The organism is Corallincola holothuriorum (genome assembly GCF_003336225.1).
Classification (GTDB): domain Bacteria; phylum Pseudomonadota; class Gammaproteobacteria; order Enterobacterales; family Neiellaceae; genus Corallincola; species Corallincola holothuriorum.
Genome location: NZ_QPID01000008.1, coordinates 161,808 through 185,144, shown reverse-complemented (window position 1 = coordinate 185,144; position 23,337 = coordinate 161,808). Strand labels below are relative to the sequence as shown.

19 protein-coding genes are annotated in these 23,337 nt (G+C 48.8%); 5 read left to right on the top strand and 14 right to left on the bottom strand.

All coding sequences use genetic code 11. The features are described from left to right. The first annotated feature begins 9 nt into the window (after nucleotides 1-9). The 5 genes from DU002_RS13985 to DU002_RS13965 all read left to right on the top strand — a co-directional run bounded on the left by DU002_RS13985 (nucleotide 10) and on the right by DU002_RS13965 (nucleotide 5,977). Nucleotides 10-606, top strand: coding sequence for an acyltransferase (locus DU002_RS13985; protein ID WP_114339054.1), 597 nt, complete (start codon nucleotides 10-12; stop codon nucleotides 604-606). A 94-nt stretch (nucleotides 607-700) separates the two neighbouring features. Continuing rightward, nucleotides 701-1,810, top strand: coding sequence for a Kelch repeat-containing protein (locus DU002_RS13980; RefSeq protein WP_233496504.1), 1,110 nt, complete (start codon nucleotides 701-703; stop codon nucleotides 1,808-1,810). A 65-nt stretch (nucleotides 1,811-1,875) separates the two neighbouring features. Next, nucleotides 1,876-3,588 (top strand): proline--tRNA ligase, encoded by a 1,713-nt coding sequence (locus tag DU002_RS13975; RefSeq protein WP_114339010.1) that lies wholly within the window; start codon nucleotides 1,876-1,878, stop codon nucleotides 3,586-3,588. A gap of 172 nt (nucleotides 3,589-3,760) precedes the next feature. Then, nucleotides 3,761-4,903, top strand: coding sequence for a patatin-like phospholipase family protein (locus DU002_RS13970; RefSeq protein ID WP_114339009.1), 1,143 nt, complete (start codon nucleotides 3,761-3,763; stop codon nucleotides 4,901-4,903). Nucleotides 4,904-5,077: 174 nt separating this feature from the next. Beyond that, nucleotides 5,078-5,977, top strand: coding sequence for a GGDEF domain-containing protein (locus tag DU002_RS13965; RefSeq protein ID WP_114339008.1), 900 nt, complete (start codon nucleotides 5,078-5,080; stop codon nucleotides 5,975-5,977). A 62-nt stretch (nucleotides 5,978-6,039) separates the two neighbouring features. On the opposite strand, the gene tilS is transcribed toward DU002_RS13965, so the two are convergent. The 14 genes from tilS to DU002_RS13895 form a co-directional block, all read right to left on the bottom strand. Beyond that, nucleotides 6,040-7,395 carry a tRNA lysidine(34) synthetase TilS gene (gene tilS / locus DU002_RS13960; protein WP_114339007.1) on the bottom strand — a complete coding sequence of 452 codons (1,356 nt, stop codon included), beginning with the start codon at nucleotides 7,393-7,395 and terminating at the stop codon, nucleotides 6,040-6,042. Nucleotides 7,396-7,481: 86 nt separating this feature from the next. Next, nucleotides 7,482-8,438: an acetyl-CoA carboxylase carboxyl transferase subunit alpha gene (accA, locus tag DU002_RS13955; protein ID WP_114339006.1), complete on the bottom strand. Its 957-nt coding sequence runs from the start codon at nucleotides 8,436-8,438 to the stop codon at nucleotides 7,482-7,484. Between the two features lie 51 nt (nucleotides 8,439-8,489). After that, complete coding sequence (gene dnaE, locus DU002_RS13950) at nucleotides 8,490-11,969, bottom strand: DNA polymerase III subunit alpha (RefSeq protein WP_114339005.1); 3,480 nt, start codon at nucleotides 11,967-11,969, stop codon at nucleotides 8,490-8,492. 12 nt (nucleotides 11,970-11,981) lie between these two features. After that, nucleotides 11,982-12,551, bottom strand: a complete 570-nt coding sequence (rnhB, locus tag DU002_RS13945; RefSeq protein WP_114339004.1) for a ribonuclease HII — start codon at nucleotides 12,549-12,551, stop codon at nucleotides 11,982-11,984. 2 nt (nucleotides 12,552-12,553) lie between these two features. After that, the gene (gene lpxB / locus DU002_RS13940; RefSeq protein ID WP_267897004.1) at nucleotides 12,554-13,720 is read right to left on the bottom strand and encodes a lipid-A-disaccharide synthase; all 1,167 of its coding nucleotides are present in this window, start codon (nucleotides 13,718-13,720) and stop codon (nucleotides 12,554-12,556) included. Further along, entirely contained in the window at nucleotides 13,704-14,486 is a 783-nt protein-coding gene (lpxA, locus tag DU002_RS13935; RefSeq protein WP_114339002.1) for an acyl-ACP--UDP-N-acetylglucosamine O-acyltransferase, read from the bottom strand. The genes lpxB and lpxA overlap by 17 nt, the downstream gene beginning before the upstream one ends. A 2-nt stretch (nucleotides 14,487-14,488) precedes the next feature. Continuing rightward, entirely contained in the window at nucleotides 14,489-14,923 is a 435-nt protein-coding gene (fabZ, locus tag DU002_RS13930) for a 3-hydroxyacyl-ACP dehydratase FabZ (RefSeq protein WP_114339001.1), read from the bottom strand. Nucleotides 14,924-14,978: 55 nt separating this feature from the next. After that, nucleotides 14,979-16,010 (bottom strand): UDP-3-O-(3-hydroxymyristoyl)glucosamine N-acyltransferase, encoded by a 1,032-nt coding sequence (gene lpxD / locus DU002_RS13925; protein WP_114339000.1) that lies wholly within the window; start codon nucleotides 16,008-16,010, stop codon nucleotides 14,979-14,981. Between the two features lie 8 nt (nucleotides 16,011-16,018). Beyond that, nucleotides 16,019-16,522 (bottom strand): OmpH family outer membrane protein, encoded by a 504-nt coding sequence (locus DU002_RS13920; protein ID WP_114338999.1) that lies wholly within the window; start codon nucleotides 16,520-16,522, stop codon nucleotides 16,019-16,021. Between the two features lie 76 nt (nucleotides 16,523-16,598). Next, a complete protein-coding gene (bamA, locus tag DU002_RS13915; protein WP_114338998.1) occupies nucleotides 16,599-19,082 on the bottom strand; it encodes an outer membrane protein assembly factor BamA in 2,484 nt (827 codons plus the stop codon). Between the two features lie 48 nt (nucleotides 19,083-19,130). After that, nucleotides 19,131-20,480, bottom strand: a complete 1,350-nt coding sequence (gene rseP, locus DU002_RS13910; protein ID WP_114338997.1) for a sigma E protease regulator RseP — start codon at nucleotides 20,478-20,480, stop codon at nucleotides 19,131-19,133. A gap of 4 nt (nucleotides 20,481-20,484) precedes the next feature. After that, complete coding sequence (gene ispC / locus DU002_RS13905) at nucleotides 20,485-21,678, bottom strand: 1-deoxy-D-xylulose-5-phosphate reductoisomerase (protein ID WP_114338996.1); 1,194 nt, start codon at nucleotides 21,676-21,678, stop codon at nucleotides 20,485-20,487. Further along, nucleotides 21,679-22,545 (bottom strand): phosphatidate cytidylyltransferase, encoded by an 867-nt coding sequence (locus tag DU002_RS13900; protein WP_114338995.1) that lies wholly within the window; start codon nucleotides 22,543-22,545, stop codon nucleotides 21,679-21,681. Between the two features lie 10 nt (nucleotides 22,546-22,555). Continuing rightward, entirely contained in the window at nucleotides 22,556-23,329 is a 774-nt protein-coding gene (locus DU002_RS13895; protein WP_114338994.1) for an isoprenyl transferase, read from the bottom strand. Nucleotides 23,330-23,337: the final 8 nt, after the last annotated feature.

Below are 23,337 nucleotides of genomic sequence, written 5' to 3'. Positions count from 1 at the left end.
CTCTCTTACATGCCATGGCTTTACTATCGTTTAAAACCAAAACATAAACTGTGGGCGCTAGCGTGGCAGCAACAGCAACAGGCTGAACTCATGGCTTTGGAGACCATCCAGTTTGGTGAAGATTGCTTTGTTGCTCCGGAAGCGAACCTATTTGCAGAGCCAGGTCGCCAAATAACCATAGGGGATCGCACCGCGATTGCCGCAGATACGTTTATCCACGGCCCTCTGACCCTGGGGCGCAACGTAGGTATCAACCACGGCTGTTCTTTTGATGGTGGCCGACATGGTATCACCATTGGTGATAACAGCCGAATTGCCAGTGGCGTCGCGATCTACGCCTTTAATCACGGCTTAGCCGCAAACGCGCTAATAGATCAACAACCGGTTCACTCGCAAGGGGTCGTACTAGGCAAAGATGTTTGGGTTGGTAGCCGAGCATGCATTAGAGATGGTGTTGAGATTGCAGATCATGCAGTCGTCGGCATGGGCGCAGTGGTCACCAAAGACGTTCCCGCCTATGCGATTGTCGCTGGCAACCCAGCACGGATCATTGGTGACCGACGCGACAAACCCGATGCGCACCCAGACTATCTAGCAGCAAATTAGAAAATGCACTTAACCCGAACCATCTTTCACCATATTAGCAATAGTCCAACAGCCGTTCTGTCGGCTAGCCTTTGCCATATACTGAGACCGTAAAATGACTAAATCCAGACGTCTATTCAGCACCTGCTGCTCCACATATTTGACCACCCTATGCACGATCGCTTTTTCAGCGACAGCCATCGCGTCGCAAATAGTGCCTTTGCCACCATTACCTGAGCCAGTCGCCAATAACGCCGTGGCATTGGTCAGCACCAAGCAAGGGGACTATCTGGTCAGCATGATGGGACTAGGGGCGGCAAAAAACCATACAGATGTGCACAATAGAGGCTGGCAATTGACGTTGTCACAAAAGCCGGATGGTTGGCAGCGAACTCCCGATGTTCCCAGTTCATTAAGTTTGAAAGGCCGCCTAGCGTCAGTTGCAGCAACGCTACCAGGCGAACTGCTCCTATTTGGTGGATATACTGTCGCCGCAGATCACAGCGAAATATCAACCCCGGATGTATACAGCTACCGTCCGGACATTAAGCAGTTTGAACAACTCGCCGATATGCCGGTACCGGTGGATGACAGCGTGGCCCTGAGTTATCAGCAGCGCTATATCTACCTGATTAGCGGCTGGCATAACCATGGCAATGTCGATCTGGTTCAGGTCTATGATCGTTTGAATAATCGCTGGTTTAACGCCACTCCCTTTCCGGGCGAACCGGTATTTGGCCACGCCGGCGCCATTGTGAACAACCAACTGCTGATCTGCGATGGCGTCAAGGTCGCTGCCATTGTTGATGGGCGACGTCAATATGAGGCCGAACGCGCCTGTTACCTTGGCCAGATTGATAACGAAGATCCAGCAAAAATCAGCTGGCAAACTGCGCCACATTTCGCTGGCAAAGCGCGCTATCGCATGGCCGCGATAGGCAGCCAACAACCACAGGGTAAAACTGGCTTTTACTTTGTCGCTGGCTCCGAAAACCCATATAACTATAACGGCACCGGCTACGATGGTGTAGCAGCGCCAGCGTCATCCCGGGTCGATTTCTTTGACTTAGCTAGCAGCGACTGGCAACAACTGCCAGCGCGCAGTGTCGCCACCATGGATCATAGAGGATTGCTTGAATGGCAGGGGCAGCTACTGACAATTGGCGGGATGAACGACAAGCAACAGGTGATCGACAAAATCATTCGTTATGAAGTCGCTAACTAACCTTTTTTGCAAGCGCCAGCGTTGTTACACTATCGCCAATTTTTTAATCCTGATCCGGAAAACCCATGCGTACGACTCAGTACTTGCTGTCAACTCTGAAAGAAACACCATCTGACGCCGAAATCACCAGTCATCAATTGATGCTTCGCGCAGGAATGATCCGTAAATTGGCCTCAGGCCTCTACACCTGGCTACCAACCGGATTACGCGTATTGCGTAAAGTCGAAAAGGTGGTTCGTGAAGAGATGGAGCGTGCTGGCGCTATCGAAGTTTCCATGCCCGTCGTTCAACCTGCCGATTTATGGGAAGAGTCTGGCCGCTGGGAACAGTTTGGCCCAGAACTATTGCGTATTACAGACCGCCATAACCGCCCATTTGCCCTGGGGCCTACCCACGAAGAGGTGATCACCGAGTTAGTGCGGAAAGAGGTTAGCAGCTACAAGCAACTGCCGCTAAACCTGTTTCAGATCCAAACCAAGTTCCGCGATGAGGTTCGCCCCCGTTTTGGTGTGATGCGCGCCCGAGAGTTCTTGATGAAAGATGCATACTCTTTCCATCTAAGCGAAGAGTCACTGCAGCAAACCTATGATGTGATGTTCCAGGCGTACTGCAATATCTTTAAACGGTTAGGGTTGGAATTCCGCCCCGTACTAGCCGATACAGGCTCAATCGGTGGTAGCGTGTCCCACGAATTCCACGTCCTGGCTGAATCTGGCGAAGATGCGATCGCTTTTGCCAGTGACAGTGATTACGCCGCGAATATCGAGATGGCAGAAGCTGTAGCCCCTGCCGGCGAACGTGCTGCGCCAAGCCAAGAAATGACTCTGGTGGATACGCCGAAAGCGAAAACCATTGACGAGCTAGTGACACAGTTCGATCTGCCGATCGAGAAAACGGTTAAAACACTGTTGGTAAAAGCCGCAGAAGAAGCTGAGGCAGAATTGATCGCACTGATCGTTCGCGGTGATCACGATCTAAATGAACTTAAAGCTGAGAAACTAGCACAAATTGCTAGCCCGCTAGAGTTTGCCACTGAAGATGAGATCCGTAAGCTTATCGGCGCCGGTCCAGGATCATTAGGCCCAGTTAACCTCAAGGTACCTTGTGTGATTGACCGCTCTGTCGCCCAGATGTCAGATTTTAGCGCTGGCGCCAATATTGATGATAAACACTACTTTGGCATCAACTGGGAACGTGATCTCGCTCTGCCTGAAATCGCCGATCTGCGGAACGTGGTAGAAGGCGATATCAGCCCTGATGGCCATGGCACCCTATCGATCAAGCGCGGTGTCGAAGTCGGCCACATATTCCAACTGGGCAGCAAGTACAGCGAAGCAATGAAAGCGGGTGTACTCAATGAACAAGGCTCACATCAGGTAATGACCATGGGCTGTTATGGCGTCGGCGTATCGCGCATTGTCGCCGCCGCAATCGAGCAGAATCATGATGACAATGGCATTATCTGGTCTGATGGTCTTGCACCATTCAACGTCGTTGTACTGCCGATGAATATGCATAAATCTGCACGGGTAAAAGAGGTTGCAGACAAACTGTATGCGGATCTTAAAGACGCTGGCATCGACACGCTATTTGATGATCGTAAAGAGCGCCCAGGTGTCATGTTCGCAGATATGGAACTGATTGGCATTCCTCATTGCTTAGTGATCGGTGAACGCAACCTTGATGAAGGTGTAGTGGAGTACAAGAATCGTCACAGCGGTGAAAAACAGAAAATTGCGATTGATGAGGTGGTGAACTTCATCACTCAGCAAGCATAAACTTTCACCTCTACCTCCCATCAATGGCGGCCTTTCGGTCGCCATTTTTTTGCCTCAGACAGCATTTTTAGTTCAATAACTAAGGCTTAATTGTTAAGCCTAAAAGCTAGCTCACAACCTGACGACAGACGCAGACTATACTCGGATAAACAATCACTAGAGGACAAACTGTTTGGTTGCAACGAGCTCACAGTCCCCCACCTGTGCCCTACTGCTAACTGGTGGCGGCGCCCGCGCCGCGTATCAAGTTGGCGTTCTGAAGGCTATCGCTTCTCTGTACCCAAGAAATCATGCCATCCCCTTTCCTATCATATGTGGCACCTCTGCCGGTGCGATTAACGGTACGGCGTTGGCCTGTTATGCCTCCTGTTTTCATTTAGGGATCCGCAAACTAGAGTGGGTATGGAAAAACTTTCGCATTAATCAGGTCTATCGCACCGACTTGTGGGGGGTATTTGGTCACCTGTTACAGAACATCATGTCCAATTTCCAGGCCGATTATGCATACAAACGCCCCGTATCATTATTAGACAATGCACCGTTAAGAGAGCTACTTGAGTTCGTTCTCGACTTCAAACGCATCGATCGCAATATAATCAACGGCGCGCTAAAAGCGCTGACGGTGACGGCATCTTGCTACACCAGTGGCGACTCAATCTGCTTCTTTCAAGAGGGGCAAAATCGCGCCGGCTGGCAACGTGCCCGACGATCCGGCGTGCCGACCATCATTAACCCGCAACACTTAATGGCCTCCTCGGCTATTCCAGGCATTTTTCCGTCGGTTAGGATCAATCAAGCCTATTTTGGTGACGGCTCAGTCCATCAGTTAGCCCCCCTCAGCCCCGCCGTGCATTTAGGTGCAGATAAACTATTTGTGATCGGCGTTGAGAAACCAATGGCCACGCAGTACCGGCCAAAACCAGCCCATCATCCCAGCATCGCCACTGTCGCCGGTCACCTTCTGGATACCGTCTTCGCTGACACACTGAACTCCGATTTAGAGCGCTTGCACAGGATCAATAACACCTTGAGTAAGATCAGCCCAGAGCAACGTGACGATTTGCAGCTAAGAGAGATTGAGACCTTAGTGATCAACCCTACCCATGATTTTCGCCAGGTCGCTGCCGAATGCTACTCACAGTTGCCCCTCACCATCCGCAGTATGCTCAAACTGATCGGCGTTAACCGCCATTCCGAATCGAGTCTGGTCAGTTACCTCATGTTCGAACAAAGCTATTGCCAACAACTGATAGAAATTGGCTATCAAGACGGCATTGCCCAGCGAAAAAATATCCGTGACTTCTTAGGTCAATAATTAGGCGGCAAATCTTTGCCAACGTGATTTAGTTCAGCGGCAAGTCAAACGTCAACGGTTCGACACTCGAGATGAAATCCACCAAATAATTTCCATACAAAGCTGTTTTAATTGAAAAAAGTATATTCGGCACTTTTCTTGCTTTAGTTTTAGCGAATGAAGTAGGAGTGTGTTGTGGAAAATCTATATCTAATCGAAAGTCATAGTGTCAGCGAAGCTGATTTTCGTCGCGCGGCCTATATTCCGCCTTTCGCCGCCGAAGAGCTGTTGGATAGCCAGAATCTCTCTGATCGACTGCAAACAACGCTAGAGATAGAAGAACTATTAGAGATCTTCGCCGAATATGCGGCCACCCAAGTCAATTTCGCCAGTATGACTTTTCATCGTACTGATTTTAAGCATGTGGTTGCCTATTCCGAACACTCAAAATTTGCTCATCATTTTGCTTTAGCGATCGCTGGACGTCAGCTTGGGCATATTTGTTACAACAGCCTGTCGCCACTATCGCCACTGCAACTGGAACAGTTAGCTCGTCTTCATCGGCAGCTGATATTTCCTCTGAAAAACAGCATCACCTTCCTCGAATTGAAGCAATCGGCACTAAAAGACAGCCTTACGGGCTTAGGCAATCGCAGTGAATTTGAGGACAACCTTCCACGCCTGCTAGCACAAGCGCAACGTAGCGGTATTGCATTGCACCTGATGGTGTTGGATCTCGACCGGTTTAAGCTGATCAATGACCAAGAGGGCCATCTAGTGGGTGATGAGGTACTCGCTAGCTTTGCCAAGATCATTAAGCGCTCGGTTCGTGAAGCAGACAGTGCATTTAGATTGGGCGGTGATGAGTTTGTTGTTTTATTGTTCGACGGTGATAATGAGGTGCCGCAAACCATCAGCAGGCGCATTCAGGATGGCCTGCTCAGTGAAAAAACCCTGCGCCGCCTAAAGGTCTCAACCAGTATCGGTTGCGCCCGCTTTCGCCCCGCTGACAGCGTCAGAACGCTCTTTGAAAGAGCTGACCGAGCGCTTTACCAGGCAAAAGCCAATGGACGTAACTGCTTAAAACAGGCCTAATCGAAGAAAAATAGGGGAGCGTCAGCTCCCTTAGCTTACACTGCTAACTTCGCTCGCCTGCACTAAGGGCGAGATAATCTGAACGTGCCCCCTTCGCCTTCAATCTGCGCAAACTCTTCACAGATCCAGAGTCCGACCGCCGCCACCAGCTCATCATCATAGTAAATCAATGGCACGGATTCTCGTTGCCAGGGCGGCACAAGATACTCATGAAATAGCTTTTTCAAAGGGCGACTCCCCTTTCGACCGTAGGGGCGGCAAGTCGGGTTTCCTGAACGAAACCTGACGCTTACACATTCATTTTGTGGCAGCTTAAGCACTGGCATGTCAGCTGTACCCTGCACTTGACGAGTCACTTCGAGCGTTCCTAAGCCATAGGGTAAAACCAGCGATGAGCGACAATCCCATGGCAATATCAGCGACGTTAAATCCCTAGCTGATTGCTGTTCAACCAAATACAGCTGATGGCGATAACGACGAACACAGCTCCCTGACCAACACACCTCCGGTGACGCGTCTTGCCGTTCAACCAATAAGCTGCTTAGCATATTACTTAACTGTGCTTCGCTGGGCATCTGGGCGCCCTGCTGTTTAAGCCAACTGCGTAACAGATACGCTTGACGTAGCGGCGTCAGCTCCCTCAGATAGGTAATATTCAGAGCATTTTCGCAGGAAACAGCAGCCGCGAGATCAGCAGCAACAAACTCCTGCAGAAGTAGTTCTTGCTCGGCACAGAGGCGAGCGCTACGTGCCATGGTTCGCTCGATACTCGGCCAACGTTGACGTAGCAAGGGAAGCACCTGATGACGTAAAAAATTGCGGTCAAACAGCAGATCTTGATTACTTTCATCCTCAACCCAGTGTAATCCTTGCTGCTCAGCATATTCAGCAAGCTCGTCGCGGGAGACTGAGAGTAAGGGCCGCCCTACCATTAACCCTGGTTTAAGTTCGCTCACAGTAGCCATAGCGGACAGCCCAGATGGCCCTGAGCCACGTTGCAATCGCTGCAGAAAGGTTTCGCTTTGATCATTGAGGTGATGGGCAGTCAACAACAAAGCGCGCTTGGGCAACTGTTGTTGAATGGCGTTATAACGTGCCTCGCGCGCCTCAGCTTCCAAACTTAGCCTCGGGCCTTGCTTCGGTCTAACCTGACAAATCTTTACTGGCAGCGACAATTGCTGGCACTGTGCTTCACAAAACTGCGCCCAAGCCTGAGCATTTTTACTGAGTCCGTGATCTACGTGAATAGCAGACATCGGCAGTGAACAAGCGTTGTCGGCGTGCCAGTTGGCCAGCAGGTGCATTAAGACCACCGAGTCCAAGCCACCACTAAGCGATACCCAAACAGACGTCGCCTCGACCTGAGTAATGAGCGCCTCAACTTGCTGCTTGAAAATCGATTTCAGTGCACTAGCCATAAATTATCGATATTTGAAATCACGGTATAAACCATTGGGATCAAAAATGGGCGCCTATGCGCCCATTGCTCATCAATTTCGTGGGGTTAACAGTAACCGTAGCCCATCAAACGCTGATAACGCTGCTCAAGCAGTTGCTCTGTCGTTAGCCCCTTGAGCGCTGCCAGATCAGAAAGTAATTTGGCTTTCATCGTTTCGGCCATCTTATCCGTATGGCGATGAGCGCCGCCCATCGGCTCTTCTAGCACCGCGTCTACAAGTTTCAACTCATGCAGACGGGAAGCTGTGATCCCCATGGCTTCAGCGGCATTAGGTGCCTTATCTGCACTCTTCCACAGAATCGAAGCACAACCTTCTGGCGAAATCACTGAGTAAGTACTGTTTTGCAACATATTAACCCGGTCGCCCACACCAATAGCCAGCGCGCCACCTGAGCCACCTTCACCTATCACGGTACAGATAATCGGCACCTTAAGTCCTGCCATCACCTTCAGATTGCGGGCGATCGCTTCACTTTGACCACGCTCCTCTGCGCCGACACCGGGGTATGCCCCTGGGGTGTCGATAAAGGTAATAATCGGCATATTGAAACGCTCAGCCTGCTCCATCAGGCGCAGCGCCTTACGATAGCCCTCAGGCTTAGGCATACCAAAGTTGCGGCGCACTTTCTCTTTGGTCTCACGCCCTTTCTGATGACCAATCACTACCACGGGTTGGCCATCGAGGCGTGCTGTGCCACAAACAATAGCCGGATCATCAGCAAATGCACGATCCCCAGCCTGCTCGTCGAACTCAGTAAATAACAGTGGAATATAATCCAAAGTGTAAGGGCGCATAGGATGACGGGCTAATTGTGAAACCTGCCATGGGCCTAAGCCAGAAAAGATCTTTTTCGTCAAATCATCGCGTTTTTGGCGCAGGCGATTGATCTCTTCCTCGAGACTGATATCAACCTCGGTGCCTTTAGCCACAAGTTGTAATTCATCAATCTGCGCTTCAAGTTCAACGATCGGCTGTTCAAAATCTAAAAAATTCAAGCTCATTGCATTCGCTACCGCAAGTCGGCCACACCCTCGAAATATAGGATGCGACGATTAAAATTCCAGCTCAACCTGTTCTTCGCCGAGCATTTCTCTTAATTCATATAGCAATTTATCGCAGGGGGTAACCCGCCATTGCGTGCCCAATGTGAGTGTAGCCTCAGCTTCATCACGGACATATTGAACACTGACAGGACAAACACCTTGCCAATGTTGTTGTAAAATCTGCTGCAAACGATTTTTTCCGGATCCTTCCAATTGTGCTTGTTTCACTTTTAATAACAAGTTTTTGGCGTATTTTTCTCTGGCTTCAGAGATATCCATCAAATCGCGGACGGTCATTCTAAGGCCGCCGGAGAAGTCATCAAAGCTGACCTCTCCCTCGACGACTAGGATCCGGTCTTTTTCCAATTGCTCCTGATAGCGTTCGAAGGCTTCAGAAAACAGCATAACTTCCAGTCTGGCACTGCGATCGTCTAAGGTGAGTAACCCCATACGAGTGCCTTTTTTAGTCATCATCACCCGTACGCCAAGCACCAAACCGGCAGTCGTTACCGTTTTACCGCGCCCAGTAGGGCGCAAGTCGGCCAAGCGGCCAGAAGTGAACCTTTTAAGCTCTTTCAAGTAACGGTTGATCGGGTGACCAGTAAGGTACAGTCCCAGAGTCTCGCGCTCACCTTCAAGCCATACTTCTTCTGGCCATTTCGGTGAACTAACAAAATGTTGAGTCACATGTTCATCGGCACTGGCCAATAACCCGAACAAGTCGTCTTGCCCTTGAGATTGAGCCTTATGATGCTGATCCGCAGCTTTCATGGCATCAGGTAAAGTAGCCATCAATGCCGCCCGGTGCGGTCCGAGATTGTCCATCGCTCCAGATTTAATCAACTTTTCTAGGATCCGACGGTTGATCCTCTTAAGATCAATACGAGCACAGAAATCGAATAGGTCTTTGAATGGACCGCCCTCTTCCCGAGCTTCAATAATCGCCTCAATCGGTCCCTCACCCACTCCTTTCACAGCACCGATACCGTAGATGATAGCGCCCGCTTCATCGACACTAAAACGGTATTGCCCCGCATTCACATCGGGCGGACGCATGGTCAGCTTCATGCGACTGACCTCATCAACCAAGGTAACAATTTTGTCGGTGTTATCCATATCCGCCGACATTACCGCGGCCATAAACTCCGACGGGTAGTGGGTTTTCATCCACAAGGTTTGATAAGACACCAAAGCGTAGGCGGCTGAGTGCGATTTGTTAAATCCGTATCCGGCGAACTTTTCCACCAAATCGAAGATCTTCATCGCCAGATCAGGATCGATGCCATTGTCCGCAGCGCCACTTTCAAAGGTCGAACGCTGCTTCGCCATCTCTTCCGGCTTTTTCTTACCCATGGCGCGGCGCAATAGATCCGCGCCACCGAGGCTATAGCCGGCCAACACCTGGGCGATCTGCATCACCTGTTCCTGATACAGAATAATGCCGTATGTGGGCTGTAGGATCGGTATCAGCGATTCGTGTTGGTACTTAGCATCCGGGTAGGACAACTCCTCATTACCCAGCTTACGATCAATAAAGTTATCTACCATGCCTGACTGCAATGGCCCGGGTCGAAACAATGCCACCAAGGCGATCATATCTTCAAAACAGTCAGGTTTTAGACGTTTGATGAGATCCTTCATGCCGCGGGATTCCAACTGGAATACCGCGGTGGTTTCATGCCTCAACAGCGTCTTAAAGCTGGCAGGATCATCTAACGGGATCGATTCAATACGTACTGGCGGCAGATCTTGCTTGGCGCGAGTATCATTCACCATATCCAGTGCCCACTGGATAATGGTCAGCGTCCGTAACCCCAGGAAGTCGAACTTAACCAAGCCTGCGGTTTCAACATCATTTTTATCGAACTGGGTGACAGGGTTTTTACCTTCATCATCACAGTACAGTGGAGAAAAGTCGGTAATGGTGGTGGGCGCGATCACCACGCCCCCAGCATGTTTACCAGCGTTACGCGTCACCCCTTCGAGGATCCGAGCCATATCAATCAGTTCACGAACATCGTCATCTGCGGCGTAGATCTCTGGTAACTTGGGCTCAACTTCAAATGCCTTGGCCAAGGTCATCCCCGGATCACCAGGAACCAATTTCGAGATCCGATCAACAAAGCCGTAAGGGTGCCCAAGTACCCGCCCCACATCACGGATAGAGGCTTTCGCAGCCATGGTACCGAAGGTAATAATCTGTGATACCGCTTGGCGACCATACAGCTCGGCAACGTGATCGATCACTTCATCACGGCGATCCATACAAAAATCGACGTCAAAGTCAGGCATCGATACCCGTTCAGGGTTAAGAAAGCGTTCGAATAGCAGATCAAATTCTAGTGGATCAAGGTCGGTAATTTTAAGGGCGTAAGCGACAAGTGAGCCGGCACCAGAACCTCGTCCGGGGCCTACCGGGATATTATTGTCTTTACTCCACTGAATAAACTCGGCAACGATAAGGAAGTAACCAGGAAAGCCCATCTGATTAATCACGCCAAGCTCGATATCTAGACGTTCATCATATTCGGGACGCTTTTCCGCACGCTCTTTCTCATCAGGAAAAAGAAACTCAAGGCGCTCCTCTAATCCCTCTTCCGATACTTTGACTAGGTAATCTTCCGTGGTGAGATCGCCAGTTGGAAAATTGGGTAGAAAATATTCCCCTAACCGGACGGTTACATTGCAACGCTTGGCGATCTCAACACTGTTCGTCAACGCCTCAGGAACATCGCTGAACAGGTCACACATCTCCGCTTCGCTGCGCAGGTATTGCTGCTCGCTATAGCGTTTTGGACGACGCGGGTCCTCTAAGGCAAAACCATCATAAATAGCCACCCGCACTTCGTGCGCTTCGAATTGCTCAGGCTCTAAAAACACCACATCATTCGTTGCCACGACGGGGACATCGGCCTGTTGCGCCAAAGCCACAGCCATATGTAGATAGCTTTCTTCATGGGGACGCCCGGAGCGCACCAACTCTAAGAAGTAACTATTCGGAAAATATTTTTGATAGAACTCGAGACAAGCTAGGGCCTGCGGTTCGTTGCCCTTAAGCAATGCCTTCCCTACGTCCCCTTCCCGCGCACCCGACAAAATGATTAAACCTGCCGCATGTTCCACCAACCAATCACGATCTATCACGGCACGATCTTGAATATGACCCCGCTGATAGGCCTTAGAGATCAGAAGTGTCAGATTTTTATAGCCGTCATTATCGGCACATAGCACGGTTAACCGGCAAAGCTCATCCTCAAATTCCGGCACTTGAACCCAAAAGTCGGCCCCAATAATTGGCTTAATCGCGTTACCTTGGCTGTTGCCATAAAATCGCACCAAACCGCAGAGATTCATCTGATCTGTGATCGCAACGGCTGGCATGCCGAGTTCTTTAACTCGGCTGATAATGGGGCCAATTTTCTTCAAACCATCACACATGGAGAAATCACTGTGGACGCGAAGATGAACAAATTTCGGATCAGTAGACATATAGCGTCTCTATTATTCGGATAACGCCAGAATGCGTTTCACAGGCTTAAAGCTACGTCGATGCTCGGGAGTGACACCATGCAACTCGATGCGCTCAAGGTGCAGTTTGGTGGGGTAACCTTTATGTTGGGCAATAGCATAGTCAGGATACTTTTTATCCAGCAACAGCATCTCTCGATCCCGAGTCACCTTAGCGACGATGGAGGCAGCGCTGATACAAGCCTCCAAGCCATCGCCACCGACCACAGCGCGAGCAGGAACGCTTAACTCAGGGCAACGGTTCCCGTCAATTAACGCCATCTCAGGCTGAATAGCTAACCCTGAAACAGCTCGTTGCATGGCAAGCATGGTGGCGTGCAAAATGTTGAGCTCGTCAATCTCAGCCACTGACGCTCTGCCAACGGCATAGCAAATGGCTTTATTGATGATCTCGTCAAACAATAGCTCGCGCTTTTTTTCCGACAACTTCTTTGAATCATTAAGCCCTGCAATAGGCTGCTGCGGATCGAGGATCACTGCCGCGGTTACCACATCACCAATCAAGGGTCCTCGGCCTACTTCATCGACACCAGCTATCAGCATTCTTATGATCCCATAACGTTAATAACAGCGGCGGCAGCACTAGCGCTCGCCCCCTGCCGCAGCGCGAGGTGTAGCGACTCAAATTGTTGGGTCATATCAGAGCTGTCGCTACTGAGCAATTGATGCAAAGTCTGATAAAGTTTTTCTGGCGTAGCATCGTGCTGTAACAACTCTGGCACTAAGGGCGCGTCAGCCAGTAAATTGGGTAAAGAAACATAATTCACTTTGACCAGTTTTCTCGCTAACCAATAGGTCATTTCACTGACTTTATACGCGACAACCATAGGACGATTAACCAGCATCGCTTCCAATGCCGCTGTACCTGACGCCAACAAAATGGTGTCAGCTGCCGCCATCACTTCCCGGGACTGCCCATCAAAGCAGGCAAACAGGCCCTCGGCACCAGGATACTGTGCAACGATCTCATGATATTGAGCTTTGCGGGCTTCATTGGCGAGGGGCATTAAACAGGTTAAATCGGGTAGGCTCTTCTTTAGCCGTAGTGCAGTTTCGATAAACGTAGGCAGCAGTTTTTCCATCTCTCCACCACGACTGCCAGGTAACACCGCTAGGTATAGCCCCTCAGCAGGTAATGAAAGCACTTGCCTAGCCTGGGATTTATCACTGTTCAACGGGATCTCATCTGCTAGCGGATGACCAACAAACTCACACGCCACATGGTGTCTATCATAAAACGCCTTTTCAAATGGCAAGAGCGACAGCACAAGATCCGTCGCCTTATCTATTTTGAAAATACGTTTGGGACGCCAAGCCCACACAGATGGACTGACATAATGAACTGTCTTTATTCCTTTAGCCTTTAAGCGCTTTTCAACTCCAAGGTTAAAGTCAGGCGCATCAATGCCAATAAATATATCGGGAGAAAGGTCATATAGGCGAGTTAACAGCTGGCGGCGAACCCTAAGCAGTTCGGGCAAATGTTTAATCACTTCAAACAGGCCCATGACAGACAAGGTCTCCATCGGAAACCAGGTTTCAAAGCCCGCAGCGAGCATTTTGGGGCCGCCAATGCCAACAAACTTAGCGTTAGGACAACGCTTTCTTAATTCAGTGATTAGCCCTGCACCAAGAATGTCGCCGGACATCTCTCCGGCGACAATGGCGATAACAGGTGAAGAGAGTACAGCAGTGCTATCGGACGATGCCACGTTCACTGCCCATGACAAACTCTGCTAAAGGCCTTATTTCAGCGCATTCATCGGCCATCTCAAAAAGTTTTGGCTTTGCTTCTTCCAAAGTCAGATTTTGACGGTATATAACCTTATATGCCCTACGAATAAGGGTAATAGCCTCTTTGGAAAAGCCGCGCCGCTTAAGCCCTTCAACATTAATACCATGGGCATTATCGCCTCTTGCCATAACATAGGTTGGCACATCTTTATGCACAGCTGAGGCACCAGCAATAAACGCGTGGTCACCGACCTTAACAAACTGATGAAATGCAGATAAACCGCCAACGATAGCATGATTACCGATTTGAACGTGGCCAGCCAAAGTTACGTTGTTTGCCAAAATGACATCATCACCCACAACGCAGTCATGACCAATATGCACATACGCCATAAACAGACAACGATTGGCTATCCGGGTAACCCCTTTATCCTGCACCGTTCCTCGATGGATAGTGACACATTCACGAACAACGTTATCATCCCCCATCACCAGTTCGGTCGGCTCGCCAGCGTACTTCTTATCTTGGCAATCCTCACCGACTGAGGCGAACTGAAAAATTTTATTCCGTGCGCCAATCCTCGTGGGTCCCTTGATGACCACATGGGATCCAATCCAACTGCCTTCTCCAACCGTCACATTGGCAGCAATATAAGTAAAAGGGCCAACCTCTACATTGGCACCAATGACTGCACCAGACTCGACCAATGCAGTAGGATGAATATTGGCAGATGCATCAATCACAATTATGCCTCGCGTATCGCACACATAATTTCAGCAGAACAGACAATGTGACCATCAACTTTCGCCACACAATCAAATTTCGCCATGCCACGACGAGCTTTCAGTAATTCCACTTCCAAGTGAACAGTGTCACCAGGTACGACAGGGCGTTTAAATCGAGCATTATCGCAGGAGGCAAAATAGTAAATGGTATTCTCATTTGGCTTGTCGGCAGCAGACTTGTAACCCAAGATACCAGTCGCCTGAGCCATCGCTTCCAAAATCAATACGCCAGGAAAAACAGGCTTCTTAGGAAAGTGCCCCGGAAAGAAGTTCTCGTTATAAGTGACATTCTTAATCGCATGTAACCACTTGCCGGCTTCATAATCCAACACACGATCAATCAGTAGAAAAGGATACCGATGGGGTAGATGATCCAGGATATCCTGAATATCCATTGCCTTTGATTCAGACAAGGGGAACTCCTCAAATGTTTAAAAATGATAGAACAGATTAATCTTCACGCTTCAGTGCGTTGAGCTCGTCTTCTAATACTTTAATACGGCGATACATTTCATCTAGCTTAGGAAAACGCGCAGCGTTTTTACGCCACTCTTTATTAGGTAGCGTGATCACACCGGAGCTATAGACGCCAGGTTCTTTGGCTCCACGCATCACCATACTCATTCCAGAATAGTGCACATTGTCAGCAATTTCGATATGACCATTGATCACCGATGCACCGCCTATGACGCACTGTTTGCCTACAGTGACGCTGCCAGCAAAAGTTGTCGCCCCCGCAACCGCCGTTCTTTCGCCCATAACAACGTTATGAGCAACATGGCAGTGATCATCAATAATAACGCCAGAATGGATCACGGTATTCTCCAATGCTCCGCGATCCACGGTAGTACAGGCACCAATCTCAACATTATCACCAAGTATCACCTGACCGGTCTGGGGAATACGCACCCAGTTGCCCGCATCATTAGCATAGCCAAAACCATCAGCCCCGATCACTGCGCCACTGTGAATACGACAAGCAACACCAGTATGGGTGCGATGATACATAACGACATTGCTGAATATACGGGTTTCAGCACCGATCTGGCTGCAGTGGCCTATATAGCAATTGGCGCCGATTCTTGCACCATCAGCAATGATGCTACCCGGCTCGATGACGGTATATGCGCCAACAGAGACCCCCTGCCCCAACGTCACGTCATCCAACACGGCTGTAGGATGAATTCCTTGAGAAGGCTCTGGTGAGGTATCTAGAAGCTGTGCGGCCTTCGCATAACCCAAATAAGGGTTAGCCATCACAATTGCGTTGGTCGGGCATAGTTCAGCTACCGCGGGTGCAACTATCACCGCACTAGCGGAGCAAGCCTGCAACTGCTCTTTATATTTGGGATTAGTTAAAAAAGCGACCTGACGGTCGCCTGCACTGTCTAAAGATGCGACCGATTCAACTTCAACCGTACCATCGCCAATAAGTTCCGCACCTAGATGCTCAGCAAGCTCAGATAAAGTAAACGTCGGCATAGCGATCCCTATTTAGTTTTTGCCAGCTCAGCAATCACTTTATCTGTGATATCAGTGTTGTCTGCAGCATAAACTAAGGCATTGGTGTTAAACACCATTGCCAGGCCTTCTGCTTTAGCGACCTTATTTATGGCATCCTGAACTTGTAGCAAAAGCTTATTCCGTTCATCAGCTTGGCGGCGGCGATTATCTTCCTCCAGCGCCTTTTTCTTCAATTCATACTGAGACTTCAAACCTTCCAGTTGGCGTTCTAAAGCAATCTGCTCATTTTCGCCCATCAAAGCACCATCTTTTTGTGCCTTTTGAACAATACCCTGCATCTCACCTTCTAAACGCTTTAACTCTTCAACGCGGTCAGCAAACTCACGCTTAAGGATATTGCCAATCTCATCCTTCTGCGGCATCTCTTGCAATACTCGAGGCATGTTGACATAGGCCACGCTATCAGCGGCTACGGCCATATTAGAAATCAAAACGAACGCCGCCAATGCAGCAAAAACCAACTTTTTCAAAGGATGCTCCTTTATTGTATTAATAGGCTTCCATCAGCCTGTAAATCTAGCACTCAGAATGTATGGACACCAGAGACTAAAATGTTTGACCCACATTAAACGAGAAAACTTCCGTTTCATCGCCGTCATATTCTTTAATAGCTTTAGCTAAGCTGAATACCATTGGTCCCATCGGAGAAACCCATTGCACTGAGATACCTGCTGATACTCGAAAACGATTGTAATCGGAATAGTCAGATAGCTTATCGTACTCCGATGGCGACAAATCGCTATAACTGCCGTAATCAAACTCGGTATCCCAGACATTACCCGCATCGACGAAGAAACTCGAACGAACAGAGTTGTTATATGATTCATCCAAAAACGGAGTAGGAACAAACAGCTCAAATGTAGCAACTGCTAACGCATTACCACCGAGCGAGTTATCACTCACAGTAATAAGGTCATCTTCCGCTCCAGGCAATATAGAATCGCTACCCCCACCAGGATTGGGTGAACCGGGAATATTCTCAGGATCAGGGTAACGGATCACACCACGGGGACCGATACTGTTCGAGCGAAACCCACGCAAGGTGCCCGAGCCACCACCACGGAAGTTTTCCCAAAACGGTAATATTTGATCATTACCATCTTTATCGCCATAGCCGTTACCGTAGCCGAGATTGGTTTTCACCATGAAGCTGAAATCTTGCTTTTGGGTCAGCGGAAAGTACCAGCGACTTTCATAATTCAGCTTAAAATACTGTAAGTCACTGCTATGGGGCGTTGTGACCTTACCGTTCAGTGTATGCTTGTAACCAGAGGAGGGAAACAGCCCACGGTTCAGCTTATTTCGCGACCAGGAAGCATTGAGATCATACGTGTCAAACTCCAGTTTTGCATCTGGATCATTGATATCTGAATAGATCCGGAAAAATTGCTGGATCTGATCATAAGGATCTAAATTCGACAATTCGTTATGGCGATAACCTGCGCCAATACTAAAGCGGTCGTATTCATTAAGCGGAAAACCGAGATTAGTACTTAAGCCATAAGAATCATTATTGTAGTTTACAAGGTTAGCGTCGCCAGCATCAAAAGTACTGTAAAAAACTCGTCCGCCTAACGACACCCCATCTACCGTAAAGTAAGGATCGTTGTATGCAAGATCCACTCTATTAGAGTATGTGTTTTTACTTAAATTAAGGGAGAGACTATTACCCGTTCCCATAAAGTTATTCTGCGAGAGGCCGCCCTGCAGGCTAATGCCGCTGCCAGTACCATAGCCCACACCGGCGTTGAAAGAACCGGTCTGTTGCTCTGTTACTTTCCAATCAACATCCACTTGATCTTCTGAGCCGGGGATCCGCACGACGTCATAACTAGGATCGGAAAAGAAACCCAGGCGATTTAAACGTGCTTTTGACTGTTCAAGTGATGACTCTGACAACCAAGCGCCTTCCATTTGACGCATCTCTCGGCGTAACACCTCATCTTTAGTGACGTGGTTACCCGAGAAATTTATCCGCCGAACGTAAATACGCGCACCAGGTTCAACATGCACGGTAATCTTCACGCTTTTATCAACATCGTCTACTTCAGGGTAAGTACTGACTTTCGGGTATGCGTAGCCAAATCGGCCAAGGTATCGACTGATACTCTCTTCTGCGTAGGTAATTTCTGCAGCGCTGTATTGGCTGCCCGATTTAACAGGGATAAGCGCTCGAATCAGCTCCTCTTTGCCCACCAAATTGCCTGCGACTTTCACATCAGAAATAGTATAGATCTCACCTTCGTTGACATTAATTGTCACATAAACGGCTTTTTTATCTGGCGTTAGGGATACTTGAGTGGAGTCCACATTAAATCGAATGTAACCACGATCACGGTAATAGCTCGTCAGGTTTTCTAAGTCACCACTTAAGCGCTGTTTCTCATAACGCTGGGAGCCAAAAAAGTCCCACCAAGGTACATGGTCCGTCAGCTCAAATAGCTCGCGTAATTCAGGCTCAGGGAAAACCTTATTACCTACGATATTAATTTGCTGAACTTTTGCTGCATCACCCTCATTAAAAACAATTTTAAGGTCAACACGATTACGAGGTAGCGGCGTGACAAAGACATCAACCTTCGCAGTATACTTACCAACGCCGTAATAGAAATCCTCTAGCCCCTTCTCAACATTCGCAATAATACTTCGATCGAGCGGTTCCCCTACTTTAATTCCATTGCCTGCCAAACTTTCCTGCAGTTGTTCATCAGGAATATCTTCATTACCACTAAATACGATGTTACTGATAGTAGAACGCTCTGACACACGGACAAGCAGAATATTGCCATCACGCAGTACTTCGATAGATTCAAAATGGCCGGACTTATTCAGTGCTTTAATAAGCTGAGCCACGCCTAACGGGGTCACTTCATCGCCCACCCGGAGAGGTACATGCAGCAATGCCGCACCTAACGCTACCCGTTGTAACCCTTCTATCTGAATATCTTCGACAACGAAGGCCGTTGACGCGACACTACCCAAAGACACACTCAACAGACAAATAGCCGCCAGTGCTTTACGAAAGCCCATTGATATCATTCTATTTTTGCTCGAATACTTCTTATAATTCTAAATTTTCTACAGACGGGCCACATCATTAAAAATGGCAATCCCCATGATGACCAATAACAATACTGAGCCAACACGAAACCCGACTTCCTGAATGCGTTCTGATACTGGTTTACCACGTATAAGCTCGACAATGTAATAAACTAAGTGTCCACCGTCGAGCACTGGTAAGGGCAGTAAATTAATCACCCCTAAATTAACACTAATCAGTGCCAAGAACCCGAGAAAATACACCAAGCCATAACCCGCGCTGCTACCTGCACCTTGCGCAATAGATATGGGGCCGCTCAAATTCTTAACTGACACGTCACCGGTAAGGAGTTTGCCGATCATATCAATGCTGAGCACAATAAGTTGTCCTGTTTTCTCGACGCCTTTCACAAAGGCATCAACAAAACTGTATTGCATTTCAAAGCGGTACTCGTCCGGCCATTCATCTACCCGAGGAGCAATGCCTAAGTAGCCAATACTGCCATCTCCAGATGCCTTCTCTGAGGGCATTAACACCAAGGTCACCGGCGCACCGTCACGCATCACATCCACGATGAGCTCTTCACCACCATGCACAGCAATAATCGAAGCAAGTTGAGGCCAGCTTTCAATTAGCTCACTATCAGCAGCAATCACAAGATCGCCAACCTCTAGACCTCCTTGTGCACCAGCACCAGTCTCTTCAACATGCGCTAGCTCAAGCGTCACAGTGGGGAAAAACGGCTTGATACCTAAAGAGCTCAATAAAGGTTGCTGATCAGGATCGAATTGCCACGTTCTTATATCCAATGATTTGTGGCTAACGCCGGACGAAGCAGAATTTAGTTTAATAGGAATAGTTTCATTGCCGATATGAGCAACCAAAGCGAGGCTAACCTCTTCCCAATCTAACGTTTGTCGACCCGCAATTTCGATTATTTGCATTCCCGGTTCAAAACCCGCTTCTGCAGCGATCGATTCTGGCATCACCTCGCCGATAACGGGCTTAACACTGGGTACACCAATACCAAACATCAGCCAATAGGCTAAGATAGCGAACACGAAATTGGCTAGCGGGCCGGCAGATACGATCGCGATCCGCTGGCTAACAGGTTTGCTATCAAACGCTAGATGCTTTTGCTCACTAGGCACATCATCAACACGACCATCTAACATACGCACATAGCCGCCTAGTGGGATAGCAGCCAAAACATACTCAGTGCCACTTTTGCTGACTTTACTCCACAAGGGTTTACCAAAGCCTATCGAGAACTTCAGTACTTTCACCCCACAACGACGAGCAACCCAGAAGTGACCATACTCGTGAAAAGTGATGAGAATGCCTAGCGCGAAAATGAAGGCACATATATTCCATAATATGTCGAACATAGAACTATTGGCTCTCTGTCAGGTATTGCTTGGCCAGCATTCGTGCCATTTTATCTAGCTCGACAACCTGTTCCAAACTATTTAATTGCTGTGGTAAGACCCCATCAAGTACACGATGGTTCACCGCGGATATATCAGTAAACCTGATCGACCTCTCAAGAAATGCATCAACTGCCACTTCATTGGCTGCATTGAGCGCTGTGCAGGCCCATTGCCCTGCATTACAGGCATCGATAGCTAACTTGAGGCAAGGGAATCTGGCATAGTCAGGCGGGACAAATGAGAAATCGACCATCGACGCAAAATCCAATGGCGCCACTCCGCTTTCGATCCGTTCAGGAAAAGCCATCGCATGAGCGATCGGCGTTCTCATGTCTGGATTGCCTAGCTGCGCGATTACAGAGCCATCTACATACTGCACCATAGAATGGATAACACTTTGCGGATGGATCACTACATTGATATCTGCAGGCTTGGCGTTAAACAACCATTTGGCTTCTATAAACTCTAAGCCCTTGTTCATCATGGTGGCTGAGTCAACGGAGATCTTGCGCCCCATATCCCAGTTCGGATGTTTGCACGCCTGCTCCGGCGTCATTGCAGGCAATTCTGACAATGGTGTATTTAAAAATGGACCACCGCTACCAGTTAAAAGGATCTTGGCTATGCCGTTATTACACAACGAAGTTTGTGAGCTTTGCTGTTGAACCGATGCAGGAAGGCACTGAAAAATTGCGTTATGTTCACTATCGATAGGCAGTAGCGTGGCTTTATGGTTCTTTACTGCATCAATAAACAGCTCACCAGACATGACCAGCGCTTCTTTATTGGCAAGTAACACCTTCTTGCCTGCTTTAACCGCAGCCAATGTTGGCATAAGGCCAGCAGCACCGACAATGGCAGCCATTACGGTATCAACATCATCTGCAGATGCGACATCAATTAAGGCATCACTTCCTGCTAACGGAGTAGTTTCTAACCCCGCATTTTTTAGCGCAAGTTTTAACTCGCTATATGACGCCTGACTGGCAACCACGGCAAAACGGGGACGGAACTCAAGGCACAGCTGGACCAAACGAGTGACGTTTTTTCCCGCCGTTAATGCATAAACAGTAAAACGTTCAGGATTACGACGAATAACGTCCAGCGTACTGTCACCAATGGAGCCAGTCGCTCCCAATATAGAGACAGTTTGCATCTAAACGATCCACAACCAATAGCAGAGAGCAAATACCGGCAGTGCAGCGGTTAAACTGTCAATACGGTCAAGAATGCCGCCATGCCCAGGTAAGATACGCCCGGAGTCTTTTACCCCCGCCTGACGCTTAAACATGCTTTCCGTCAGATCACCGAATACTGAAGCTAATACACTTAACACGCTGGCTAAGACAAAAAAGCCCCAGTCGGCAGGTTCGATATTAAGTAACCAAGCGCCAACCAATGCGACAATCGAAGCAGCACAAAGGCCTCCCAATAGGCCCTCGATGGTTTTACCAGGACTCACTTTCGGCATCAGTTTCCGCTTGCCGAATCGTTTACCGGCGAAATAAGCCCCAGAGTCAGCAGCCCACACCATGGCTAACACCGTAAGTAACAGTTCTGCCCCGTAATAGATACCCAAAGAGGATGCATGAGCGCTGCGCAGTAACAGAACACCAACGGCAAAAGGCAACAAGGTCAATAGCCCTGCGAATACTTTCAAAATGGAACTATTTTGCCAAACAGCGGCACTAGCGGGAAATGTGAACACCAATATGACAGCCAACACCCACCACACACAACCGAGACCTAGCACCCATATCAATATGCTTGTTAAAGCTGTAAGGGTTTCTAGACTAGTAGGCGGGATCAGCCAAAGTAAGCCCCCAAAACAGCTAAATAGCGCAGTGGCCAGAACAAAACGGGATGGCTTAGTTACCAGTCCACATAACCGCGACCACTCCCAACCTGCAATCCAAACAACTACCCCCATGGCGAGTGCTAGACCATTGGCAGACAGAAAAAACAGCGCACCCAAGGCTACAAGTAAAAGTCCTAACGCTGTCACTATTCGTTGCTTAAGCAAGCATCACCTCTTATTTATCTTCTGTATCGCCGACAACAGACTTCACCTGTTCGCCGGTACAGCCAAAGCGGCGCTCTCGCCCAAGGAAAGTATTGATCGCATCTTCAAACAGCGCTTGACCAAAATCGGGCCAAAGTTCTTCGGTGAAATACATTTCCGCGTATGCCATTTGCCAAACAAGGAAATTACTAATACGACAATCACCACCGGTACGAATCATCAAGTCAGGATCGCCCTGCTGCGCCGTTGTGAGATTCTCAGAGAGCATCTCTTCAGTGATATCTTCAGGCTTAAGGCTACCCACCTGTAAAGACTGTGCAAGCTTCTGCACTGACTGGATAACGTCCCAACGTCCACCATAATTCGCCGCTATATTTAGTGTCAGGCCGTCATTATCCTGGGTTAAGCTTTCGGCTGCGGCAATGCGCTCCTGCAAACGATCACTGAACCGACTGACATCACCAATGATACGTAAACGAACATTGTTCTTATGCAAGCGCTTTGCTTCTCGCTGCAAGACACTGAGGAACAACTCCATTAGCAAACTGACTTCAGTATCCGGCCGACGCCAGTTCTCACTGCTGAACGCATAAAGCGTCACGGCCTTTATTTGCCACTTTGTCGCCAAACGAACAGTCTCGCGCACGGCTGCAACGCCCGCACGATGTCCGAGAATCCTTGGCTTTTTCCTCTGCTGTGCCCAACGACCATTACCATCCATGATGATGGCAATATGCTTTGGTAATCGTTCAACACAGTTGGCGAAAGGGTTTTCCTCTGACATCCAGACCT